The 18,340-nt window shown below is 45.9% G+C and carries 16 protein-coding genes and 1 pseudogene; 13 read left to right on the top strand and 4 right to left on the bottom strand.

Going from position 1 to position 18,340, the window contains the following annotated elements; translation table 11 throughout:
* Positions 1 to 6: 6 nt before the first annotated feature.
* Both DVG78_RS12610 and DVG78_RS12605 read right to left on the bottom strand, forming a co-directional pair.
* Positions 7 to 675: an OmpW family outer membrane protein gene (locus DVG78_RS12610; protein ID WP_114461443.1), complete on the bottom strand. Its 669-nt coding sequence runs from the start codon at positions 673 to 675 to the stop codon at positions 7 to 9.
* Between the two features lie 68 nt (positions 676 to 743).
* On the bottom strand, positions 744 to 1,352 hold the full coding sequence (locus DVG78_RS12605) for a DUF4136 domain-containing protein (RefSeq protein WP_114461442.1): 609 nt from the start codon (positions 1,350 to 1,352) through the stop codon (positions 744 to 746).
* A gap of 70 nt (positions 1,353 to 1,422) precedes the next feature.
* Here DVG78_RS12605 and DVG78_RS12600 point away from each other — a divergent pair, with 70 nt between their 5' ends.
* Positions 1,423 to 2,340, top strand: coding sequence for a histone deacetylase family protein (locus DVG78_RS12600; protein ID WP_114461441.1), 918 nt, complete (start codon positions 1,423 to 1,425; stop codon positions 2,338 to 2,340).
* Between the two features lie 66 nt (positions 2,341 to 2,406).
* Here DVG78_RS12600 and feoB read toward each other — a convergent pair whose 3' ends face one another.
* Both feoB and DVG78_RS12590 read right to left on the bottom strand, forming a co-directional pair.
* Positions 2,407 to 4,536, bottom strand: a complete 2,130-nt coding sequence (feoB, locus tag DVG78_RS12595; RefSeq protein ID WP_114461440.1) for a ferrous iron transport protein B — start codon at positions 4,534 to 4,536, stop codon at positions 2,407 to 2,409.
* Positions 4,537 to 4,542: 6 nt separating this feature from the next.
* Positions 4,543 to 4,770 carry a FeoA family protein gene (locus tag DVG78_RS12590; RefSeq protein ID WP_114066446.1) on the bottom strand — a complete coding sequence of 76 codons (228 nt, stop codon included), beginning with the start codon at positions 4,768 to 4,770 and terminating at the stop codon, positions 4,543 to 4,545.
* A gap of 305 nt (positions 4,771 to 5,075) precedes the next feature.
* On the opposite strand from DVG78_RS12590, the gene DVG78_RS12585 reads away from it, so the two are divergent.
* The 12 genes and pseudogenes from DVG78_RS12585 to DVG78_RS30340 form a co-directional block, all read left to right on the top strand.
* A complete protein-coding gene (locus DVG78_RS12585) occupies positions 5,076 to 5,456 on the top strand; it encodes a hypothetical protein (RefSeq protein ID WP_114461439.1) in 381 nt (126 codons plus the stop codon).
* Between the two features lie 183 nt (positions 5,457 to 5,639).
* Complete coding sequence (locus DVG78_RS12580; protein WP_114066448.1) at positions 5,640 to 6,356, top strand: VIT1/CCC1 transporter family protein; 717 nt, start codon at positions 5,640 to 5,642, stop codon at positions 6,354 to 6,356.
* A gap of 47 nt (positions 6,357 to 6,403) precedes the next feature.
* Positions 6,404 to 9,541, top strand: a complete 3,138-nt coding sequence (locus tag DVG78_RS12575; protein WP_114461438.1) for an efflux RND transporter permease subunit — start codon at positions 6,404 to 6,406, stop codon at positions 9,539 to 9,541.
* 411 nt (positions 9,542 to 9,952) lie between these two features.
* Positions 9,953 to 11,098: a TolC family protein gene (locus DVG78_RS12570; RefSeq protein WP_229598214.1), complete on the top strand. Its 1,146-nt coding sequence runs from the start codon at positions 9,953 to 9,955 to the stop codon at positions 11,096 to 11,098.
* 99 nt (positions 11,099 to 11,197) lie between these two features.
* Positions 11,198 to 12,322, top strand: a complete 1,125-nt coding sequence (locus DVG78_RS12565) for an efflux RND transporter periplasmic adaptor subunit (protein ID WP_114461437.1) — start codon at positions 11,198 to 11,200, stop codon at positions 12,320 to 12,322.
* A 105-nt stretch (positions 12,323 to 12,427) separates the two neighbouring features.
* Entirely contained in the window at positions 12,428 to 13,009 is a 582-nt protein-coding gene (locus DVG78_RS12560) for a peptidylprolyl isomerase (protein ID WP_114461436.1), read from the top strand.
* Positions 13,010 to 13,087: 78 nt separating this feature from the next.
* The gene (locus DVG78_RS12555; RefSeq protein ID WP_147277068.1) at positions 13,088 to 14,737 is read left to right on the top strand and encodes a hypothetical protein; all 1,650 of its coding nucleotides are present in this window, start codon (positions 13,088 to 13,090) and stop codon (positions 14,735 to 14,737) included.
* 117 nt (positions 14,738 to 14,854) lie between these two features.
* On the top strand, positions 14,855 to 16,063 hold the full coding sequence (locus tag DVG78_RS12550; protein ID WP_114461626.1) for a DegT/DnrJ/EryC1/StrS family aminotransferase: 1,209 nt from the start codon (positions 14,855 to 14,857) through the stop codon (positions 16,061 to 16,063).
* Positions 16,064 to 16,193: 130 nt separating this feature from the next.
* On the top strand, positions 16,194 to 16,355 hold the full coding sequence (locus tag DVG78_RS30060; protein WP_158550018.1) for a hypothetical protein: 162 nt from the start codon (positions 16,194 to 16,196) through the stop codon (positions 16,353 to 16,355).
* Entirely contained in the window at positions 16,345 to 16,854 is a 510-nt protein-coding gene (locus DVG78_RS12545; protein WP_114461434.1) for a DUF6169 family protein, read from the top strand. Before DVG78_RS30060 ends, DVG78_RS12545 begins: the two co-directional genes overlap by 11 nt.
* A 62-nt stretch (positions 16,855 to 16,916) precedes the next feature.
* Entirely contained in the window at positions 16,917 to 17,996 is a 1,080-nt protein-coding gene (locus tag DVG78_RS12540) for an iron-containing alcohol dehydrogenase family protein (RefSeq protein WP_114461433.1), read from the top strand.
* 52 nt (positions 17,997 to 18,048) lie between these two features.
* Positions 18,049 to 18,340 (top strand): annotated as a pseudogene (locus tag DVG78_RS30340) (hypothetical protein); the annotation flags it as partial.

The following is an 18,340-nucleotide window of genomic DNA, read 5'->3' as shown; positions in this document are numbered from 1 at the left end:
CTCATTCTACCACCAACGATAGAACAGTCCTACGCGGGCGTTGAGGGTTGAAGCGTCTTTGATTCCTTCGGCGACAGACTCAAACGGCAAGTGTTGGTACGTAGCTCCTGCTTCCAAGCCCAATTTCCCCTGTTTTTTAAACAGCACACGCACTCCCGCTCCCGCTTGGGCCACGAATCGAAAGCCATTATCTCCCGTCGGAATGTTTCCCCAATAATTGATCAATTCGGCAAACGCGCCACCGAGCCCTACTTGCACATAAGGACGCACGCGGGCATTTACGTTGCCAACGTGGTAACTCCCCGTCAGCACCAAAGGTACGGCCGAAAAAGTACGCGTTTGAACCGCAGAAACATCCTGATTGTCAGAGCTATAAAGCTGCCTTCCAATACGATTTTGGAAGTATTGCGAGCCTATGGAAAGACCCGCCGACAAGTTCGTTTTAGGAAAGACAAAGTCAACCGCAACGTTGTAATTACGCAGCGTTGTGTTATCCATGTAATTACCAAATGTACCCGTTGGCAGTCCCAATCCGCCCGTTACCGACACCCGGTAAGTAGTATAACGTTCGTAGGGAGACTGACGTTTAAACAGTTCGGGCCGGTCAACCACTTGCTGCGCAAAGAGTTCTCCCGAAAAGACAAGGGCAATGGCCAAACTAATGACTCTTTTCATATTTTGTATTATTTAACGAGCAACGTTTGAGGTTTATGGGTCCAAAAACCCCGCCTATTGCTGCATTTTTAATTCTTTTTAAGGTAGGTTGATTGCGTAAAAACTGCGTCAATGACCGATGCAACGGCATTTTCATCAAAAATTCCATCGCCTCGTATTTGCGCATTCCAGACCACCGTTGCTTTGTCGCTTGTGCCAGCATTCTTAAGATCGATGATTTCAACGTACCAATACCTTTCCGTACTTTGATAATAAGAGTACGTAGGCGGATAATAAAAACCGCCGCCACCATAGCCCCAATAACTGTTCCAAGGATTATAATTGGCTACCACCCCCGTCTGAGTTTCGCTGATACGAAGCACGTTTACCCCAAAATCAGGCTTGGCAGTCTTGTCTATCCGGGCGTAGCCTCGCTTGGTCATATTTTCGGCCACGCGGCTCAACACGCGAAAATCCAACGCCGTCGTGGCTACTCCCGAGCGGTCATTTTGAACCACAAATACACTATCCGCCAAGCTGAAAGTGCTATAATTTCCGAAATTGGTGTTTTTCTCGTAGTTTGTTATAAACACTTGTGAATCCTCCGGCGTTAGGTCCTGTAAGGCATCTGGGCTACACGACCAGCTCATTGCCGCCACCGCAAGCCCCATCATGATGTTCAAATAATTAACTTTCATTGTTTTACGAAATTGATTAAATGTGTGTCTGTTATTAACGAAAATATCCCCCAAATCATTTCATCCATTCATGCTCTATATTGCCAACGACCCTATTTTCTGTCATCAGTTACCAACAGGCCCCAATGGCGAACCACACCGTTTCCCAATGCTCAAATACGAAATCATTCCTGAGCAACTCCTCTACGAAGGCACTTGCTCAACCGAAAATTTCTTTTCGCCCGGCACGTTAGACGAGCGTTGGATTTTGGGCGTACATACCCGCCAATATTGGGAAGATTTGAAGCAGTTACGGATTTCAGAAAAGATGGTCAGACGCATCGGTTTTCCGTTGTCGGCGCGGCTCATTGAGCGCGAAACCCGCATTGCCCAAGGCACGATTGAATGTACGCACCATGCCTTAAAATACGGTATTTCGATGAACGTAGCTGGTGGAACGCACCATGCTTACGCCGACCGTGGCGAAGGTTTTTGCCTTTTGAATGACGTTGCCATTTCCGCTAATTATCTGTTGGAAAACAAATTAGCTACTAAGATACTGGTCATTGACTTAGATGTGCATCAAGGAAACGGCACTGCCGTTATCTTTCAGAACGACCCGCGCGTGTTTACTTTTTCAATGCACGGTAAAGACAATTATCCTTTGCACAAAGAAATCTCTGACTTAGATATTGCCCTGCCAACGGGCACCCAAGACGCCGAATATTTAGGACTTCTTACCCAAACGTTACCTTCTCTTTTTGAACAGCAAAACCCCGATTTTGCCTTTTACATTTCGGGCGTTGACATTTTGGGGACGGATAAATTGGGTAACCTTAAAGTAAGTATCGAAGGTTGTCGCCAACGCGATGAATTTGTGTTTGAACAATGCCAAGCGCACCATATTCCCGTGGTGGTGTCGATGGGTGGGGGGTATTCCCCGCGCATTGCCGACATTGTAGAAGCACACTGCAACACCTTTCGGATTGCGCAGAAAATGTATTTTTGATAAAACTTCCGTTATGCGTCTGACGGTTCAAAACCGTCGAACGCATAAATTCGGACGCATAAATAATTATTTCAACAACTGATACGTCACAAAAGCCAGTCCATACGCCAGCGCCGTCATATAAGCCAACTGAATCAGGGGCCATTTCCAGCCGTGGGTTTCGCGGTAGACAACCGCAATGGTACTCATGCACATCATGGCAAATACGTAGAAAATCAACAGCGAAAACGCCAACGCAGGCGTGTACATTGGCTTACCCGTTTTGGGATTGATTTCGGCACGCATTCGGGCTTTAATGGTGCCATTGTCGTCATCTGCGGCGCTGCCGATGCTGTAAATGGTACTCATCGTTCCGACAAATACCTCACGGGCCGCAAATGACGCCAGCAAGGCAATGCCAATCTTCCAATCATAGCCCAAAGGCGCGATGGCTGGTTCAATGAATTTACCGAAATGCCCCGCGTAAGAATGTTCTAATTTATAAGCCGCAACGGCATTGTCGAGCGTGGCGCCTTCCAGTGCAGGATTGGATTTCTGGACCGTTTCTTCCGCCCGCGCAATCGTATCGCCTGGGCCATACGACGCCAACACCCACAAAATAATCGAAATCGCTACGATGATTTTTCCCGCTTCGGTCACAAAAGATTTGACGCTGTCCCACACCGACAAGCCCACATGATACCACCTTGGAGTCTTGTAGGTCGGCATTTCCATCACAAAATAACCGCGCTCGGTATTTTTCACCATTCCTTTGATGACCCAAGCTGAAAGCAACGCACTCACCAGACCCAGCAGGTAAAGCCCCATCAGCGTCAATCCCTGCAAGGTAAAAAAGCCCAAAACGGGCGTTGCAGGAACCACCAAAGCAATCAAAATGGTAAAAATGGGCAAACGTGCCGAGCAGCTCATCAGGGGAGTTACGAGAATGGTAAGCAAACGCTCCTTACGGTTCCCGATGCTTCGCGCCGACATAATGGCGGGTACTGCACAAGCCACGCCCGAAATCAGCGGCACCACACTTTTGCCGTTTAGACCGAATTTACGCATCAGTTTATCCATAATGACCATCACCCGGGCCATATAGCCAGATTCTTCCAACAAAGCCACCAGAAAAAAGAGAAAGGCAATTTGAGGAATAAAAATCACCACGCCGCCAATACCCGCAATGAGTCCATCGGTCAATAAATCTGTTAAAGCTCCGGGCGGCAGCTGTTGTTTTAGCCAATCATTCAGCGCCGACACACCCGCATCAATCATATCCATCGGGTAGGTGGCGAGCGTAAAAACGGCTTGAAAAATGGTGAGCAACACCATCAAAAACACCGCATACCCCCAAAAAGGATGCAGCAAAATGGCATCTAGTCGCTTGGTCCACAGCGGTTTTACCAAAAAATCATCCGCCGCTTTGACCGAATCCTTGACCAAACCATCAATCACCGCGTAGCGATGCATGGTTTCGGCGGCCTGAAACCCACTTTCTTTGAAGTCATACTTCTCAATGAGTTGGTCAAAAGCGACTCTTTTTTCGGTGTTCAAAAACGAAAAAATATCGTGCTGCTGCACGTAGTGCAACGCCAGATAATTATTGGAAAGTTGATTGGTACGCTTAACGTCGTTGATTAATTCTGGGAATTGATCGGCAGGATTAAAAAAATATTTTTGATTCAGCGTCGTGATTACGGGTCTTTCGAGAGTTTGCACGACGGCTTGCTTCAAATTATCTAAGCCTTCGCCCACTCTAGCATTGATACGCACCACGGGTACGCCAAGTTTCATGGCCAATTTTACGGCATTGACCTGAAGGTGCTTGTCACGCGCCACATCTAGCATATTCAACGCCAACACCACGGGCAGCCCCAAATCTGCCACTTGCGTAAAAAGCAATAAATTGCGTTTAAGATTGGAGGCATCGGCTACCATCACCACCACATCGGGGTAGTTTTCATGGGCGGGATTGGCCAAAATATCAATCACCACCCGTTCATCCAGCGACTTGGGGTACAAGCTGTACAAACCGGGCAAGTCAATGACGATGGACTCAGTTTTGGGGTCCAACAACCACGTTCCCGATTTTTTTTCAATCGTTACGCTTGGGAAGTTTCCCACCTTTTGGCGCAAGCCGGTGAGTTGATTAAATAAGGAAGATTTGCCGCTATTGGGATTGCCGATAAGGGCTATGGTGGGTGTCTTTTTCAAAGTGTATTAAATGCTATCTTCAACCAAAACCGTTGCTGCTTCGTCTTTGCGCAGGGCAAGGCAGTAGCCATTGACCTGAATACCGAGGGGATCGCCAAAGGGGGCTATAAAATCCAACATTACTTCAGAACCGGGCAGGCAGCCCATTTCCAGCAATTTCAACGATAAATCCACTTGGCGAAATGCCTTTACAAAAGCGCGTTCTCCTATTTTTAAATCAGCAATGGTTTTCATTCTGTATTCTCCGTCCGTTATTCGTTTTTATCTTTTCGCCTTTCAAATCAATGAAAGAGCTAAATAATGGTTAATAACGAATTTATTTAGATTGAGTTTAAATAAACAACTACAAAATAACATTTCTATTGCAAGAATATCAAATGACAAGCGTCATCCTTCCAAAACAAAAAATATAATTTATTACAAATCAATACTTTACAGATAATAATATCTATACTAATTCTAAATTCCCAACAAAATGAACACGACGAGTCGATTCTTCGACGGATAAACCTATTTTTGTTGATTAACAACATTTCTTAATGAAAGTTTTGGTAGCATACAGTTTGGCATTTGTGGTGCTGGCACAAAGTCTCCTCCCCCGGGCGGCGGCTGACCTGCTGCGCTCGCCAGAAGTATGGGCCCACTTTGAAGAACATAAGCAGGAATCGCCCCAACCATTGAGCTTTTGGCAGTTTATGCTCATGCATTATTCTGCCGATTCAAACCATACCAAACAAACCAAACACCACCTTCCGAGTGTTGATTTCAACGGCGTAGCGGGTCTTTGTGTTTTGCCGTCGGTGACGATTGCCCTTGAACATTACAGTCTACCTGTTTTTGCCAAAAAAGCCAATTTCCAATGGCTTAATTCGTACGCCTTTCTCTCCTTCAAGGCGTTGATTTGTCCACCCCGAGCGTAGTTTTATTTTCCTTCATGGGAGCATTGGCTCTTTTCGGATGCGTTTACGCAGCCGACTAAGTTCGTTTCTATTTTACGTATCGCTATTTCTGAATTTTTTCACAAACTCTGGCCGAAGCGTAAGCTCCTACTTCTTAATCATTCAGGCAAACTCTATCACATAAAATTTTAAGCATTACTCCTCATGGATACCATTCGCCATCATGAAGGCTCTATTCTTCACAAAGAAGAACACTTGAGCAGTTCGGCTTTCATTACCGACATCGTCATTGGTATGTCTGACGGCTTGACCGTTCCTTTTGCCCTAGCGGCGGGATTAAGCGGCGCTGTTGACAGCAACGCGCTGGTTATCACGGCTGGAATCGCCGAAATCGTGGCGGGTTCTATCGCAATGGGATTAGGCGGTTTTCTGGCTGGACAAACCGAAGTAGAACATTACGATGCGGAGTTCAAACGTGAATACTGGGAAGTAGACCATTTACCAGAGCGAGAAAAAGCGGAAATCAAGGAAATCTTTGCCGATATGGGCATAAGCGAACCCTTGCAGAATCAGGTAGTTGAAGACATTGCCAAAGATAAAGACAAATGGGTGGAGTTTATGATGAAATATGAGCTAGGGCTACAAAAACCCGACCCAAATCAGGCCCGTAAAAGCGCACTTACCATCGGTATTTCGTACGCAATGGGAGGCTTTGTTCCTTTATTGCCCTATTTTATAACGAGTACACCTACCGAAGGCTTGGCATGGTCAGCGGCAATGACGCTGCTTTGTTTGTTTGTGTTTGGGTATTTCAAAAGCAGAGCCACTGGCCAAGCGCCTTGGTTAGGCGCGTTGAAAGTAACCCTCATCGGCGCAGTAGCCGCCGCCGCCGCTTTCGGAGTGGCAAAATTGTTCGATTAAACTTAATAACCAACCCTGACTTCTCAAATACAACTTAAAAACGTACCATGATTGATTCACTGATTCATTACAGTATCAAAAACAAACTTATCATCGGGTTGGCCGTGCTGGCATTGGTGATTTGGGGCGGCTACTCGCTCTCGCGTTTGCCCGTCGATGCCGTTCCCGACATTACCACCAACCAAGTTCAAATCCTAACCCTTACCCCTACCCTCGCCGCGCAGGAGGTAGAACAGTTTGTCACTACTCCTATTGAGCTTTCATTGGCCAATATTCCGGATGTCACCGAAATCCGTTCCGTTTCCAAACTGGGCCTATCGGTGGTCACAGTCGTGTTCAAAGATGAAATGGATATTGTCAGGGGCAAACAATGGGTATCCGAACAGCTCAAAATGGTGGAAGCTGATATTCCCACGGAATTCGGCAAACCGATGATTGCACCACTGACAACGGGATTAGGTGAAATTTACCAATACACACTTGCTACCAAAGAAGGTTTTCACGACAAGTACGACCTGACCGAACTTCGTACCATTCAGGACTGGATAGTCAAACGGCAGTTGGTAGGTATTGAGGGTGTAATTGAAATCAGCAGTTTCGGAGGGTTTGTCAAACAATACGAAGTAAGCGTCAACCCCGAGCGCCTACGCAGTCACAACATCACGCTTCCTGAGTTATTTACGGCGCTCCAAACCAACAACGCCAACACGGGCGGCAGTTACATTGAGCGCGTAGGCCAAGCGCAGTTTATCCGGGGCGAAGGCGTCGTCAAAAGCCTTTCTGACATTGAACAGATTGTGGTTAAGAATGTGAACGGCATCCCTGTTTTGGTCAAAGACGTGGCGGGCGTCGGTTTTGGGCACGCCAACCGCTTCGGAGCGTTGGTCCGTAATGGCGAAGGGGAAGCCGTGGGTGGTATCGTGCTGATGCTCAAAGGAGCCAACTCTGCCAACACCGTAAACGCCGTGAAAGAACGGGTAGCCCGTATTCAAAAGACCCTACCCGAAGGCATTGAAATCGTGCCGTTTATTGAACGAACAAAGTTGATTAACAAAACCATTTCGACCGTTACCGAAAACCTACTCCTCGGCGGACTTATCGTCGTTGTGGTTTTGGTCATGCTCATGGGGAGTCTGCGCGCGGGTTTGGTAGCGGCATCGGTGATTCCACTCGCCATGCTTTTTACGATTGGCATGATGAACACGTTTGACATTTCGGCCAACCTCATGTCGCTCGGTGCCATTGACTTTGGGGTAATTGTAGACGGAGCCGTGATTATTGTGGAGGCCATCGTTCACCGATTTCAGGTGTGGTACGAGGAAAACAAACGAAACAACGTAGACGACCCTGCCGAGCGCGACAACATGGTGTACGAAACCGCCAAGCGCATCCGTACGTCGGCGGCTTTTGGGGAAATCATCATTTTGATGGTGTACCTGCCCATTTTATCGTTGGTGGGCATAGAGGGCAAAATGTTTAAGCCCATGGCGCTCACGGTGGGTTTTGCCATTTTTGGGGCATTCGTACTATCGTTGACCTACGTACCGATGATGTCATCGTTGGTCATGGGCAAAAATCTAAACAAACACTGGACTTTTTCGGAGCGCTTTCTTAAGTGGCTCTATCGCGGATACGAACCCATGATTCGCTGGGCTTTGAACTGGAAAAAAGCGACCGTTGGCATCACCGTTGCCCTTTTTGGGGTTTCACTTTATATTTTCTCACAGTTAGGCGGCGAGTTTGTACCCACCCTCGACGAAGGCGATTTGGCCATTGATTTTCGAACTGCCTCGGGAACTTCATTGACCGAAACCATCAATTCAGCCAATAAAGCCCACCAAATTCTAAAAAAGCATTTTCCCGAAATCCAACAAATTGTGGGCCGCGTGGGGGCGTCCGAAATTCCCACCGACCCGATGCCCATCGAGATGGTAGACCAGATGATAAACATGAAAGACATTTCGGAATGGAAAAGCGCCCAAAACCGCGAAGAAATGTCGGAGAAAATGGCCGCCGTTTTGGCCGAAGAGCTCCCTGGTACCAGCGTAGAAATGACGCAACCGATTCAGATGCGTTTCAATGAAATGATTACGGGCGTACGCTCTGACGTAGTGGTCAAGCTGTTTGGTAATGACTTGGACATTCTTTACGAACGGGCCAATACCGCCGCCAAAATCATTGAAAAAGTGAATGGCGTAGCCAGTGTGCGGGTAGAACAAATTGTGGGGTTACCGCAAATAAGCATTACCTATAATCGCGCTAAAATAGCCCAATACGGACTCAACATCGCCGACCTCAACCGCTTGGTTCGCTCTGGATTTGCGGGTGAAACCACCGGAACCGTCTACGAAGAAGAACGTCGCTTTGAGTTGGTGGTACGCCTTGACTCCGCTCACCGTCAGGACATTGAAAATGTTCGTCAGTTGCTTGTGCCCCTGCCTTCGGGTGGCACTGTGCCATTGGCAGAAGTAGCGCTCATTGATTTTCGCAAAGCCCCCGCTCAGATTTCGCACGAAGAAACCCGCCGCCGCATCACTATCGGTATCGGCGTCCTCAACCGCGACATTGAGAGCGTAGTCAATGATGTACAAACGCAGCTTGAACAAAAAACAACGCTTCCTTCGGGGTATTTTTACACCTACGGCGGGGCCTTTGAAAACCTCCAGCGCGCCAAAGACCGCCTGAGTTTTGCGGTTCCTTTGGCACTGTTCCTGATTTTTGCACTGCTTTACTTCACGTTTCATTCCATCAAAGAATCCTTGCTCATTTTTACGGCGGTACCTATGTCGGCCATCGGTGGCATCATTGCCCTTTGGCTGCGCGACATGCCGTTCAGCATCTCGGCGGGGGTAGGTTTTATTGCCTTGTTTGGAGTAGCGGTTTTGAACGGCATTGTACTGATAAGTTACCTCAATGACCTTGAAAAAGAAGGAATTAGTAACCTTAGAGAGCGCATCATGCGTACGGTAGAAGTTCGTTTTCGTCCCGTTCTCATCACCGCTACCGTGGCATCGTTGGGTTTTCTTCCGATGGCCATTTCAAACTCCGGCGGAGCAGAAGTTCAACGACCTTTGGCTACAGTAGTGATTGGAGGAATTTTATCCGCCACCCTTTTGACGCTAGTCGTACTACCCGTGCTGTATGCGCTATTTACGAAAGACAAAAGCAATGATTTGTCATCCTGAAAGGATCTAAAATCTCAAAGTGCGGACACTTAAAATGAAGTAGGAAGTCAGAAAGGTTTTACGACGACTGAAAGAACATGAAACCGATGCCAAAGGCACAAAAAAAAGTTTTGCTGGAAAGTACAAATGTATTTACCACGTGTTTTGGCAGCGATTTCAATTTGTATGGCATGCCATAGAATCGGAGAAAGAAATCAAGCTTTTTAAAAGAGATAAAAAAGAAGCACTCATAAACGACTTCAACCCAACATGGAAATTTTTAAACGAAAAAATAGAGGAAATGTAATTTGTCACCCTGAAAAGGGCCACAATTCGCATAGTAGCTTTAAATCGAAAAGGCAACGACTTAGACCCTTTCAGGGTGACAAATGCCTTTTTTTCGCCACCCCGAAAGGATTCATTTTTTCACTGGTGCTGACGCTTTCGCTTACCTCCCAAGCCCAGCTCTCCCTCACCCAAGCAATCGAACGCGCAACGCAGCAAAACCTGACGCTCAAAACCACGCAATTCAACGTACAGTCGCAGCAAGCGTTGGTGAAATCGGCGTGGTCGTTGCCTAAATTATCCGCCGATTTATTGGCGGGGCAAATTCAGAATCGCCCCTTGGATTATACGCTGAGTGCGGTGCAAAGTTTTGAGCCGTTCGGGGTGTATCGTAGTCGAGAAAAAGTACTGACGCAGCAAGTGAATGTAACCCAAAAGCAACAGGATATTCAGCGTAATGACTTGGTCTTTAACGTAAAACAGCAATACTATCAACTCCTGTATCTGTACCGCCTCCAACAATTGCTCCGCGGGCAGGATACCCTCTATCAAAAAGCGGTAGAGGCGGCGACTGTTCGCTACAAAACGGGTGAAAGTACCCAATTGGAGCTCGTTGCGTCGGAGACAAATCGCCGCGAAACGCAAAACCGTCAGGCAGTTTTGGTACGCGAAATACAAACGTCTTACATGGGCTTACAGGCGTTGTTGTATTCCAATGAACCCATTCTAATAGATACGTTAGTGAGTTTGCAGCGCTCCTCGGCGATGCAGGAAGGCACCAATCGTTATGTGGCATTGGCAGAAGAAGAAAACCGACTCAGTCGCACGTTTACGGACTTAGAGCGTGCCCTACTCAAGCCCGACTGGCGCGTTGGAGTGGCCAATCAATCCATTGAAAAACGGTTGGGTTTTACTTACGTTTCGGGGGGATTAGGTATTTCGCTCAACACCAAGCCCCAAAAAGCCCGCATCGAAGCCGCCCGAATCAGCGAACAGGCCACCGAAAATCAACTGAAAGCGGTGCAGTTTCAAACCGAAGCCAATGTCAAAATCTTACGCGAAACCTTGGCCAAACTTCAAAATACCCTTCTTTACTACGAGCAATCAGCACTGCCACAGGCTGATTTACTACTAAAAACTACCTATAAACAATTTCGTTTGGGCGACATCGAATACATTGAGTTTTTTCAGAATACCCGTCAGGCGTGGCAAATCCGTGAGGGTTATCTCAACCAACAGCTTCAATTCAGCCAAACGGTCATTGAGTTGGAGAAGTGGCTAGGAATTGAATAGAATGACAAGGGATGAATATACGAGCAGTCTGCCGCAGTGGCGATTTTTTGAATAACGATAGACCAATTAAAGAATGTTGAAATTGAAAATAATTAGAAAATGAAAAATACACCTGCATTGATAAATCTTTTGCCTTTTACCTTTTGCCTTCTTCTCCTGAGCTGTTCCAAAACCGAAACTGCCCAAACCGAAGAAGCCACTGCCGCCGTTCCCACCGAACTCAAACTCACGGCCGAGCAAGAAAAAAACTTCGGAATTACCCTCGGCAGTCCAGAAATGCGGATGGTGTATGACGCCATTATCCTCAACGGCGTTGTGGAAGCGCCACCCCAACAAACTGCATCGGTGAGTTTTCCACTCGGTGGCATCGTGCGCAGTATCAACGTATTGGCAGGAAGTCAAGTGGGTAAAGGCAGCACTTTGGCCACCGTTGAAAGCCTGGAACTCATTCAGTTACAGGAAGATTACTGGAAAACAGTTGGACAATTGACTTTTGCGGAGCAAGAACGTCAACGCCAAGCTACCCTCACGCAGGAAGACGTCGGTGCAAAACGCAAACTTCAGCAGGCAGAATCTGACGCCCGCGTACTCGAAGCAGCTAAACAAGGATTGGAAGCCAAATTGCAGGTTGTTGGAATCGACCCTAAAAACCTAAAAACAAACCAAATCGTGCGTACCATTGCCGTACGGTCGCCCATTGCGGGCGTGGTCAAAATGACCGATGCCACGATTGGAAAATCCATCTCAGCGGGCGAATCTTTGTTTGAAATTGTGAATCAATCGGGTGCTCGGTTGGTGTTGAAAGTATTTGAAAAAGACCTCCCACAAGTCAAAGTAGGGCAAAAGGTGATATTTACGGGAGGCTCGGCAACCATCACGGGGCTGGGTAATAACTTCGACCCCACGAGCCGTACCGTAGACGCCTACGCCAACCTCAACGGCTTACGCCTGTTGGAGGGCCAATACATCAATGGTAAACTTGAAGCCTTCCCACGTCAGGCCGAAACCTTACCTGAATCGGCGGTGGTGCGCACGGGCGAAGCCGCCCATGTATTTATCAAAACACCCCAAGGCGTTTACCAGCCCATCGACGTCAAAACGGGCGTGACGCAAGATGGGTTCGTGGAAGTCATTTTTACCAAAAAGCCTTCCGTTCCCATCGTTATCACGGGTGCGCAAACGGTGCAGGCAGAGTTGACCAAAGGATTGGGAGAAGAAGAGTAAGAAATTTAAAAGGTAACTCGGTGGCCATTTACAGAATGGCCACTTTTTCAATTCTGCTGATTCTTGCTTATTTTTGGAGAAACGTCATCTCCTACTCTTTCTGATATGTTTAAAACTCTCACATTGCTCACCCTTTCCATCGTCCTCGTAAGCTCTGTTTATAAAGAAAAAACGTATGCCGTAGGGCAAATCAAAACCCCTAAAGGCGAGATACTTTTCCAGCTTTACGACGAAACGCCCAACCATAAAGCGAGCTTTATCAAACTCGCCAATCAACATTACTGGGATACTCTCACATTCAACCGCGTCATCAACAACTTTGTAGCGCAAGGCGGCTGCCCCGATACGCCCGCTGGATTTTCAGACTCGCCTTACTTATTAAAGCCCGAATTTCGGAAAGAAATACGTCATATATACGGTGCCGTTGGAGCTGGGCGCGACAACAACCCCGAAATGCTGTCGGCGGGTTGCCAGTTTTACATTGTTCAAAACAAAAACGGCCTTGCCCGTTTGGACGATAAATTCACGGTTTTTGGTCAAGTATTCAAAGGCATGGACGTAGTAGATGCCATCACTGCCGTCAAAACTGACTCACTTGACGCGCCGTTGTCGCCCATCTCTCTCAAAGTGAGCGTTATTCAGTTAACAGCCAAAGAATTAAGGGAAAAAGGCTACAAACCGCGCTAAAGTCCTTTTCTATTTCATTTCTTTAAAATTCCCCCCTCTTTAACAAGGGGGAGTTTTTTTACCTCAACTACTTTCCTCGTGATTATTGTACCATATTTGAAAAGATACGGACTGTATGTGTGTGTTATTCCTGGGTTGCTGCTCACGTACATTATTTACAGATACCTCACTAACCTGCCCACAGGAGACGATATTTTTACGATGGAAATGTTTAATCAGCTTCACGAAGCTGATACATTTTCGGAAAAAGTTAAGATTCTGTTTAGCCAGCACAATGAACACAGAATCTTGGTAACCCGCCTTTTTGCATTGTTGCAATACAGTATTTCAGGATACATAGACTTGCGTTGGTGGATTATTGCAGGCAATCTTTGCCTACCTTTTGTGGTATGGATTTTTTACCAAAATTTAAAACAAACACCTTGGCTTCTTATTCCCATTGCGTTCATTTTGTTTGCGCCCCTTTCAAACACATTTGCGGCCATGCAAAATGCCAATTTGTTTTCGGTTCTATTTTGTATTGCCGCATTTCACTTTTCGCTCAAAAGTCCTGATTCTTTTTTCAATACTTTTTACGTTTTTTTATTCACCCTTTTGGGTATTTTTTCCAATGGCGGAGGCGTTGTTTGCTTTGGTTTGATTGGATGCGTCTTCTTTTTTCAGCGCCGCTATCGACTGCTTACCTACTGGATTCTCTTTGGCATTTTGATACTGGGGGGGTATTTCTATGATTATCAAAAAATTTACAAGCATCCCACCGCCGAAAATCTTTTTGAGCAACTACCAGAAGCTTTTTCCTTTTTACTGACATTTCTGGGAGGAATGGCCCAGCTGATTTGGCTTGCCAAAATCGTAGGTGTTTTGTTTTTAGGACTGTTTTTAACCATTATTATTCGCCGATATTATCAGCAAAATCCCTTCATTTTTCTACTGTTCACGTATGGGATTGCCATTAGTGTTTTAACTGCTCTTTCACGTTATGAACACGACATCAGTTTGGCTTTGGCTGAACGTTACGTCATTTATTCTATGCTTTTAGCCGCGGCTTCGGTCGTGATAATGTATGATTTTTTGAAAAATGTACCATCTCTTCAAACATACGTGTTTGTAGGGCTGACCTTTCTTTCCATTTCAGCCCATCTGAAATACATCACGATAAAACTGAAAACTGCAGATGCTACGAAAAACAGCCTCCTGATGGCAATGGAAAACTACCACCTCAATCGGTCGGGGTATACCTGTATGGAAGTTAAGATTTTAGATAGGTTAGCGCAAAACGGTTTCTATAGCTATCCAATTCCACACCCAGTTTATCCCAAGAGCTATTATGACAGCCTCAATCGTTATCTGCTGATACAAACCGTAAAACTCCGTGTAGACAAAGCCTATACCACCCAAAAGAATCTCCATTTACATATTAGTATTCTTGAACCGATGGAGGCTGAAAAAGTATTTGAGGAAATTTTTCTTAAATATTTGGTCTTCCAAAACGACTCCTTGCCGTTTGATTGTCAGAAGAGTATATTTACGCAACCCGATAACGACCAGACAATCCTTGTCGACATACACCTCGAAAACGCCAGGCGCGGCGTCTCATTACCTCAATTAGAAATTATTCTCCCCAAAAAACACTTTATGAAAGGCAAGTACGCCCTTTACTTTCTTTTTTTCTCCGATAAACCCGTCAATTACCCTCCCATAAAAACCAATGTGAGCTTTCGTTTATAGGATAAAAAGTGCATGGCTAGTTCGTAAAATCACTAACTTTGTGGCATTCAAAACACTTTGAGTTTGTACTTTTCTGACTATACTCAAAAGTTTGTTTCAATAAAAAAAAACAACAATATGCCGGGAACTGAATTATACGGCGCCGAAGAGCGCAAAGAAATCAACGATGTGTTAGAAACCGGAATCTTTTTCCGTTATAACCACGAAGCCCAACGCAATAATATCTGGAAAGCCCGCGAAATGGAAGCGGAAGTGTGTAAAGTGGTAAATGCTAAATATGCCCATGCGGTATCAAGCGGCTCCACGGCAGCCCAATGCGCCATGGTGGCCGCGGGCATCGGTGCCGGTGACGAAATCATCGTTCCGCCTTTTACCTACATCGCCACCGTTGAGGCGGCTTTGATGATTGGGGCATTGCCCGTTTTTGCCGAAGTTGACGAAACACTCTGTCTCTCTGCCGATGGAATTCGCAAAGCCATCACTCCCAAAACAAAAGGAGTTTGTCTCGTACACATGTGCGGACAAATGGCCGACATGGACGCCATCATGGAAGTCATCAAGGAACACAATTTGGTGTTGGTCGAAGACGCAGGACAAGCCATGGGCGCGAGCTACAAAGGTACGTTCACGGGGCTTTGGGGCAAGGCAGGGGCGTATTCTTACGATTTCTTCAAAATTGCCACGGCGGGTGAAGGTGGCGTTTTTGTCACCAACGACGAGCAAGCCTACAAAATAGCGGATTCCTACTCAGACCACGGCCACGACCACATCGGCTCCAATCGCGGCATGGAACAGCACCCTGTTATTGGATTTAACTACCGCATTTCGGAACTGCACGCCGCCGTAGGTTTGGCCCAAACGCGCCGGGTTCCGTTTATGGTGGAGAAAAACAATGAACATAAAAAATGGTTGATGAACCGGTTGGCCAATGTACCGGGCGTAAGTTTTGCACGTATCCCCGATCCAGACGGCGACTCTGCGACGTTCTTAAACCTGTTGCTACCAGATACCGATTCGGCACAATCCGTGGTCAATGAACTCAATGCTGCGGGTGTAGGTGGTTTTAACTATTGGTTTACCAACATGTACCACTTCATCAATCAGTGGGACCACATCAAAGAAATGCGCACTGCTGGCAAGCTGGCCGTGCAGGTATTGGGTGCACCCCAAGATTACGCCAATGTAGAACTACCGAAATCACAGGAAGTTATCGGGCGTTTGATTTCGTTTGGCATTCGTGTCACTTGGACCCAGACAGAGTTAGAAACGTTGGCCAATAAGCTGGAAGCAGCCATTCGGAAAGCCATGGTGGCGTATACGTGTTAATTTTCAACCCTGCATAAAGGAAACTAAGCAATATCAAAATTATGTTTATTGATTTTGATATTGCTTTTATTAAAAAGCATTTTGCAGAAAGACCATAAAAAGTCAAAAGTATAACATAACGGCAAGACCAATGAAAACACCGGAACAAAAACTTACCGAACCACCCAAAAGTCTGGGGCGTTGGTTGATGGAAAGTAAGCGCCAAACACAAAAAGAAATGCAGGAGGAAGCTCGGACGAATCCTAAATATCGGGCTATTATCGAACGATTGAAAAAAGCAAATGGGAAATAGTCAAACTCCCTACCAAATTGAGTTTTTGGGAGGTAAAGACAATGTTTACTTCTTCTTTACAAAATTTAAAGTAGGCTACCTTGTTAAATTCAAGCCCAGTTTCTACGTCCTTGATGCTGACCCAGCCATTGCAGACCATGTATATGAATTGGTCATTGCACGCATTGAAAAGCCGGAAGGGCCTATTCCACCCGACGAGCAAATTTTACATACAATCGCTGCAATAGCAGAAGATTTTTTCAAAAAAGAGCAGAATATAGCTATTTACGTTTGTGATGACAGCGACGGCAGAGGGAAAGCGCGTAAACGCAAATTTGACGGCTGGTTTGTCTATCTTAATTTTGAAGGTAGAGGCTTTATGAAAATTGACCAAGGTTTCCACGAAGCTGACGGTTTCAGCTATTCCGCTTCACTTATTTTCAAATCTGAAAATCAACTCAAAATTCAAATCATTACCGCTTTGGATGAATTAGCCGATAGATATAATCAACCTAAATAAATAACCTAAAATTGTATTCCTCATAAGGGTACACACGCGGCCAACCGCAACGAAATTAAGTTATGCATAAAAATTTCAAAGGAATCGAGAAAACCGTTTTTGGACGGGGAAGTTTTAACCAATTGGGCGACATCATCGCCCCGCACCGCCGCGAAAACAATCGCTACATGGTGTTTATCGTAGACAATTACTTTAAAGGCAAAGACCTTGAAAGTCGTCTGCCTTTATTGCCCGAAGATACGGTTTACTTCATTGACGTAGACCCACACGAGCCAACAACCGAACAGATTGACACGCTCCGCGACGAGATTTTGGCCACCAAAGGCCTTCCATCGGGCATCATCGGTATCGGCGGCGGTGCCATTATGGACATTGCCAAGTGCGTATCCCTGATGGTAACAAATGAAGGTTCTTCGACCCTTTATCAAGGCTTGGATTTGATTAAAGTACCTGGCATTTATCACGTCGGTGTTCCTACTATCTCTGGAACGGGTGCGGAAGTATCCATGACCGCCGTATTGACGGGCCCCGAGAAGAAATTAGGGTTAAAATGTGAATGGACGGTGTTTAATCAGGTAATCCTCGACCCAGACCTGATTGCCACAGTACCGCGCGATTGGTGGTTTTATGTGGGGATGGACACCTACATTCACTGCATCGAGTCCGAAAATGGGCAGTTCAACAACGCGTATTCACACGCATACGCTGAGCAATCCATGAAACTTTGCCGCGAGATTTATCTGGGAGAAAACAGCGGGCAAACCACCGAAAACGACGATAAACTCATGGTGGCGTCGCTCATGGGTGGTTTGAGCCTGACCTACTCAGAAGTGGGTATATGTCATGCAATTAGCTACGGGCTTTCCAAAATTTTGGGAATGCGCCATTGCTATTCCAACTGCATTGCGTTCAACCATCTGGCAGACTATTATCCAGAAGGCGTAGCAGAGTTTAAGGAAATGGTTGCCAAACACAACATTACGCTTCCGCAAGGGTTATCTAAAGACTGGACCGACGCCCAAATCAACGCCATGGCGCATGTTTCTTATAAACTAGACCACATGTGGAACCACGCAGTAGGGTACGACTGGAAAGAAAAAGTAACGATTGAGGACATAGAAGCAATTTTCAGGAGACTATAATTGGATAACCTTAATAAGGTTTGAAACCTTATTAAGGTTAATTTACTATAAAATGGGCAAACATCTTGATAACTTTGAACCCAGTCGCTGTTACCATGTATTCAATCATGCTGTTCATAACAACAACTTGTTTATAAAGGATACTAATTATCACTATTTTTTACAACAGCTTCAAAAACATACACATCCAGTTTGCCAATTATATGCTTACTGCCTATGTCCTCATTCCCCGAACCGTATCCATTTAAAAGTAGAAAAAATTATAAATTTCACTTTTAAACGGTATCCAAATGAAAAAAAGCAATTTTACAGAGGAGCAAATCGTAACGATTTTGCACAGTCAA

This window comes from Runella aurantiaca, from assembly GCF_003339505.1.
GTDB classification, from domain to species: Bacteria; Bacteroidota; Bacteroidia; order Cytophagales; family Spirosomataceae; genus Runella; species Runella aurantiaca.
Note: the sequence above shows the minus strand (reverse complement) of the source record. Positions and strands in the feature narration are given on the sequence as shown.

Excerpts from the sequence above, each read along its gene's own strand:
- DVG78_RS12610 (WP_114461443.1), bottom strand. The coding sequence starts at position 675 with ATGAAAAGAGTCATTAGTTTGGCCATTGCCCTTGTCTTTTCGGGAGAA.
- DVG78_RS12605 (WP_114461442.1), bottom strand. The coding sequence starts at position 1,352 with ATGAAAGTTAATTATTTGAACATCATGATGGGGCTTGCGGTGGCGGCA.
- DVG78_RS12600 (WP_114461441.1), top strand. The coding sequence starts at position 1,423 with ATGCTCTATATTGCCAACGACCCTATTTTCTGTCATCAGTTACCAACA.
- DVG78_RS12590 (WP_114066446.1), bottom strand. The coding sequence starts at position 4,770 with ATGAAAACCATTGCTGATTTAAAAATAGGAGAACGCGCTTTTGTAAAG.
- DVG78_RS12585 (WP_114461439.1), top strand. The coding sequence starts at position 5,076 with ATGAAAGTTTTGGTAGCATACAGTTTGGCATTTGTGGTGCTGGCACAA.
- DVG78_RS12580 (WP_114066448.1), top strand. The coding sequence starts at position 5,640 with ATGGATACCATTCGCCATCATGAAGGCTCTATTCTTCACAAAGAAGAA.
- DVG78_RS12575 (WP_114461438.1), top strand. The coding sequence starts at position 6,404 with ATGATTGATTCACTGATTCATTACAGTATCAAAAACAAACTTATCATC.
- DVG78_RS12565 (WP_114461437.1), top strand. The coding sequence starts at position 11,198 with ATGAAAAATACACCTGCATTGATAAATCTTTTGCCTTTTACCTTTTGC.
- DVG78_RS12560 (WP_114461436.1), top strand. The coding sequence starts at position 12,428 with ATGTTTAAAACTCTCACATTGCTCACCCTTTCCATCGTCCTCGTAAGC.
- DVG78_RS12550 (WP_114461626.1), top strand. The coding sequence starts at position 14,855 with ATGCCGGGAACTGAATTATACGGCGCCGAAGAGCGCAAAGAAATCAAC.
- DVG78_RS30060 (WP_158550018.1), top strand. The coding sequence starts at position 16,194 with ATGAAAACACCGGAACAAAAACTTACCGAACCACCCAAAAGTCTGGGG.
- DVG78_RS12545 (WP_114461434.1), top strand. The coding sequence starts at position 16,345 with ATGGGAAATAGTCAAACTCCCTACCAAATTGAGTTTTTGGGAGGTAAA.
- DVG78_RS12540 (WP_114461433.1), top strand. The coding sequence starts at position 16,917 with ATGCATAAAAATTTCAAAGGAATCGAGAAAACCGTTTTTGGACGGGGA.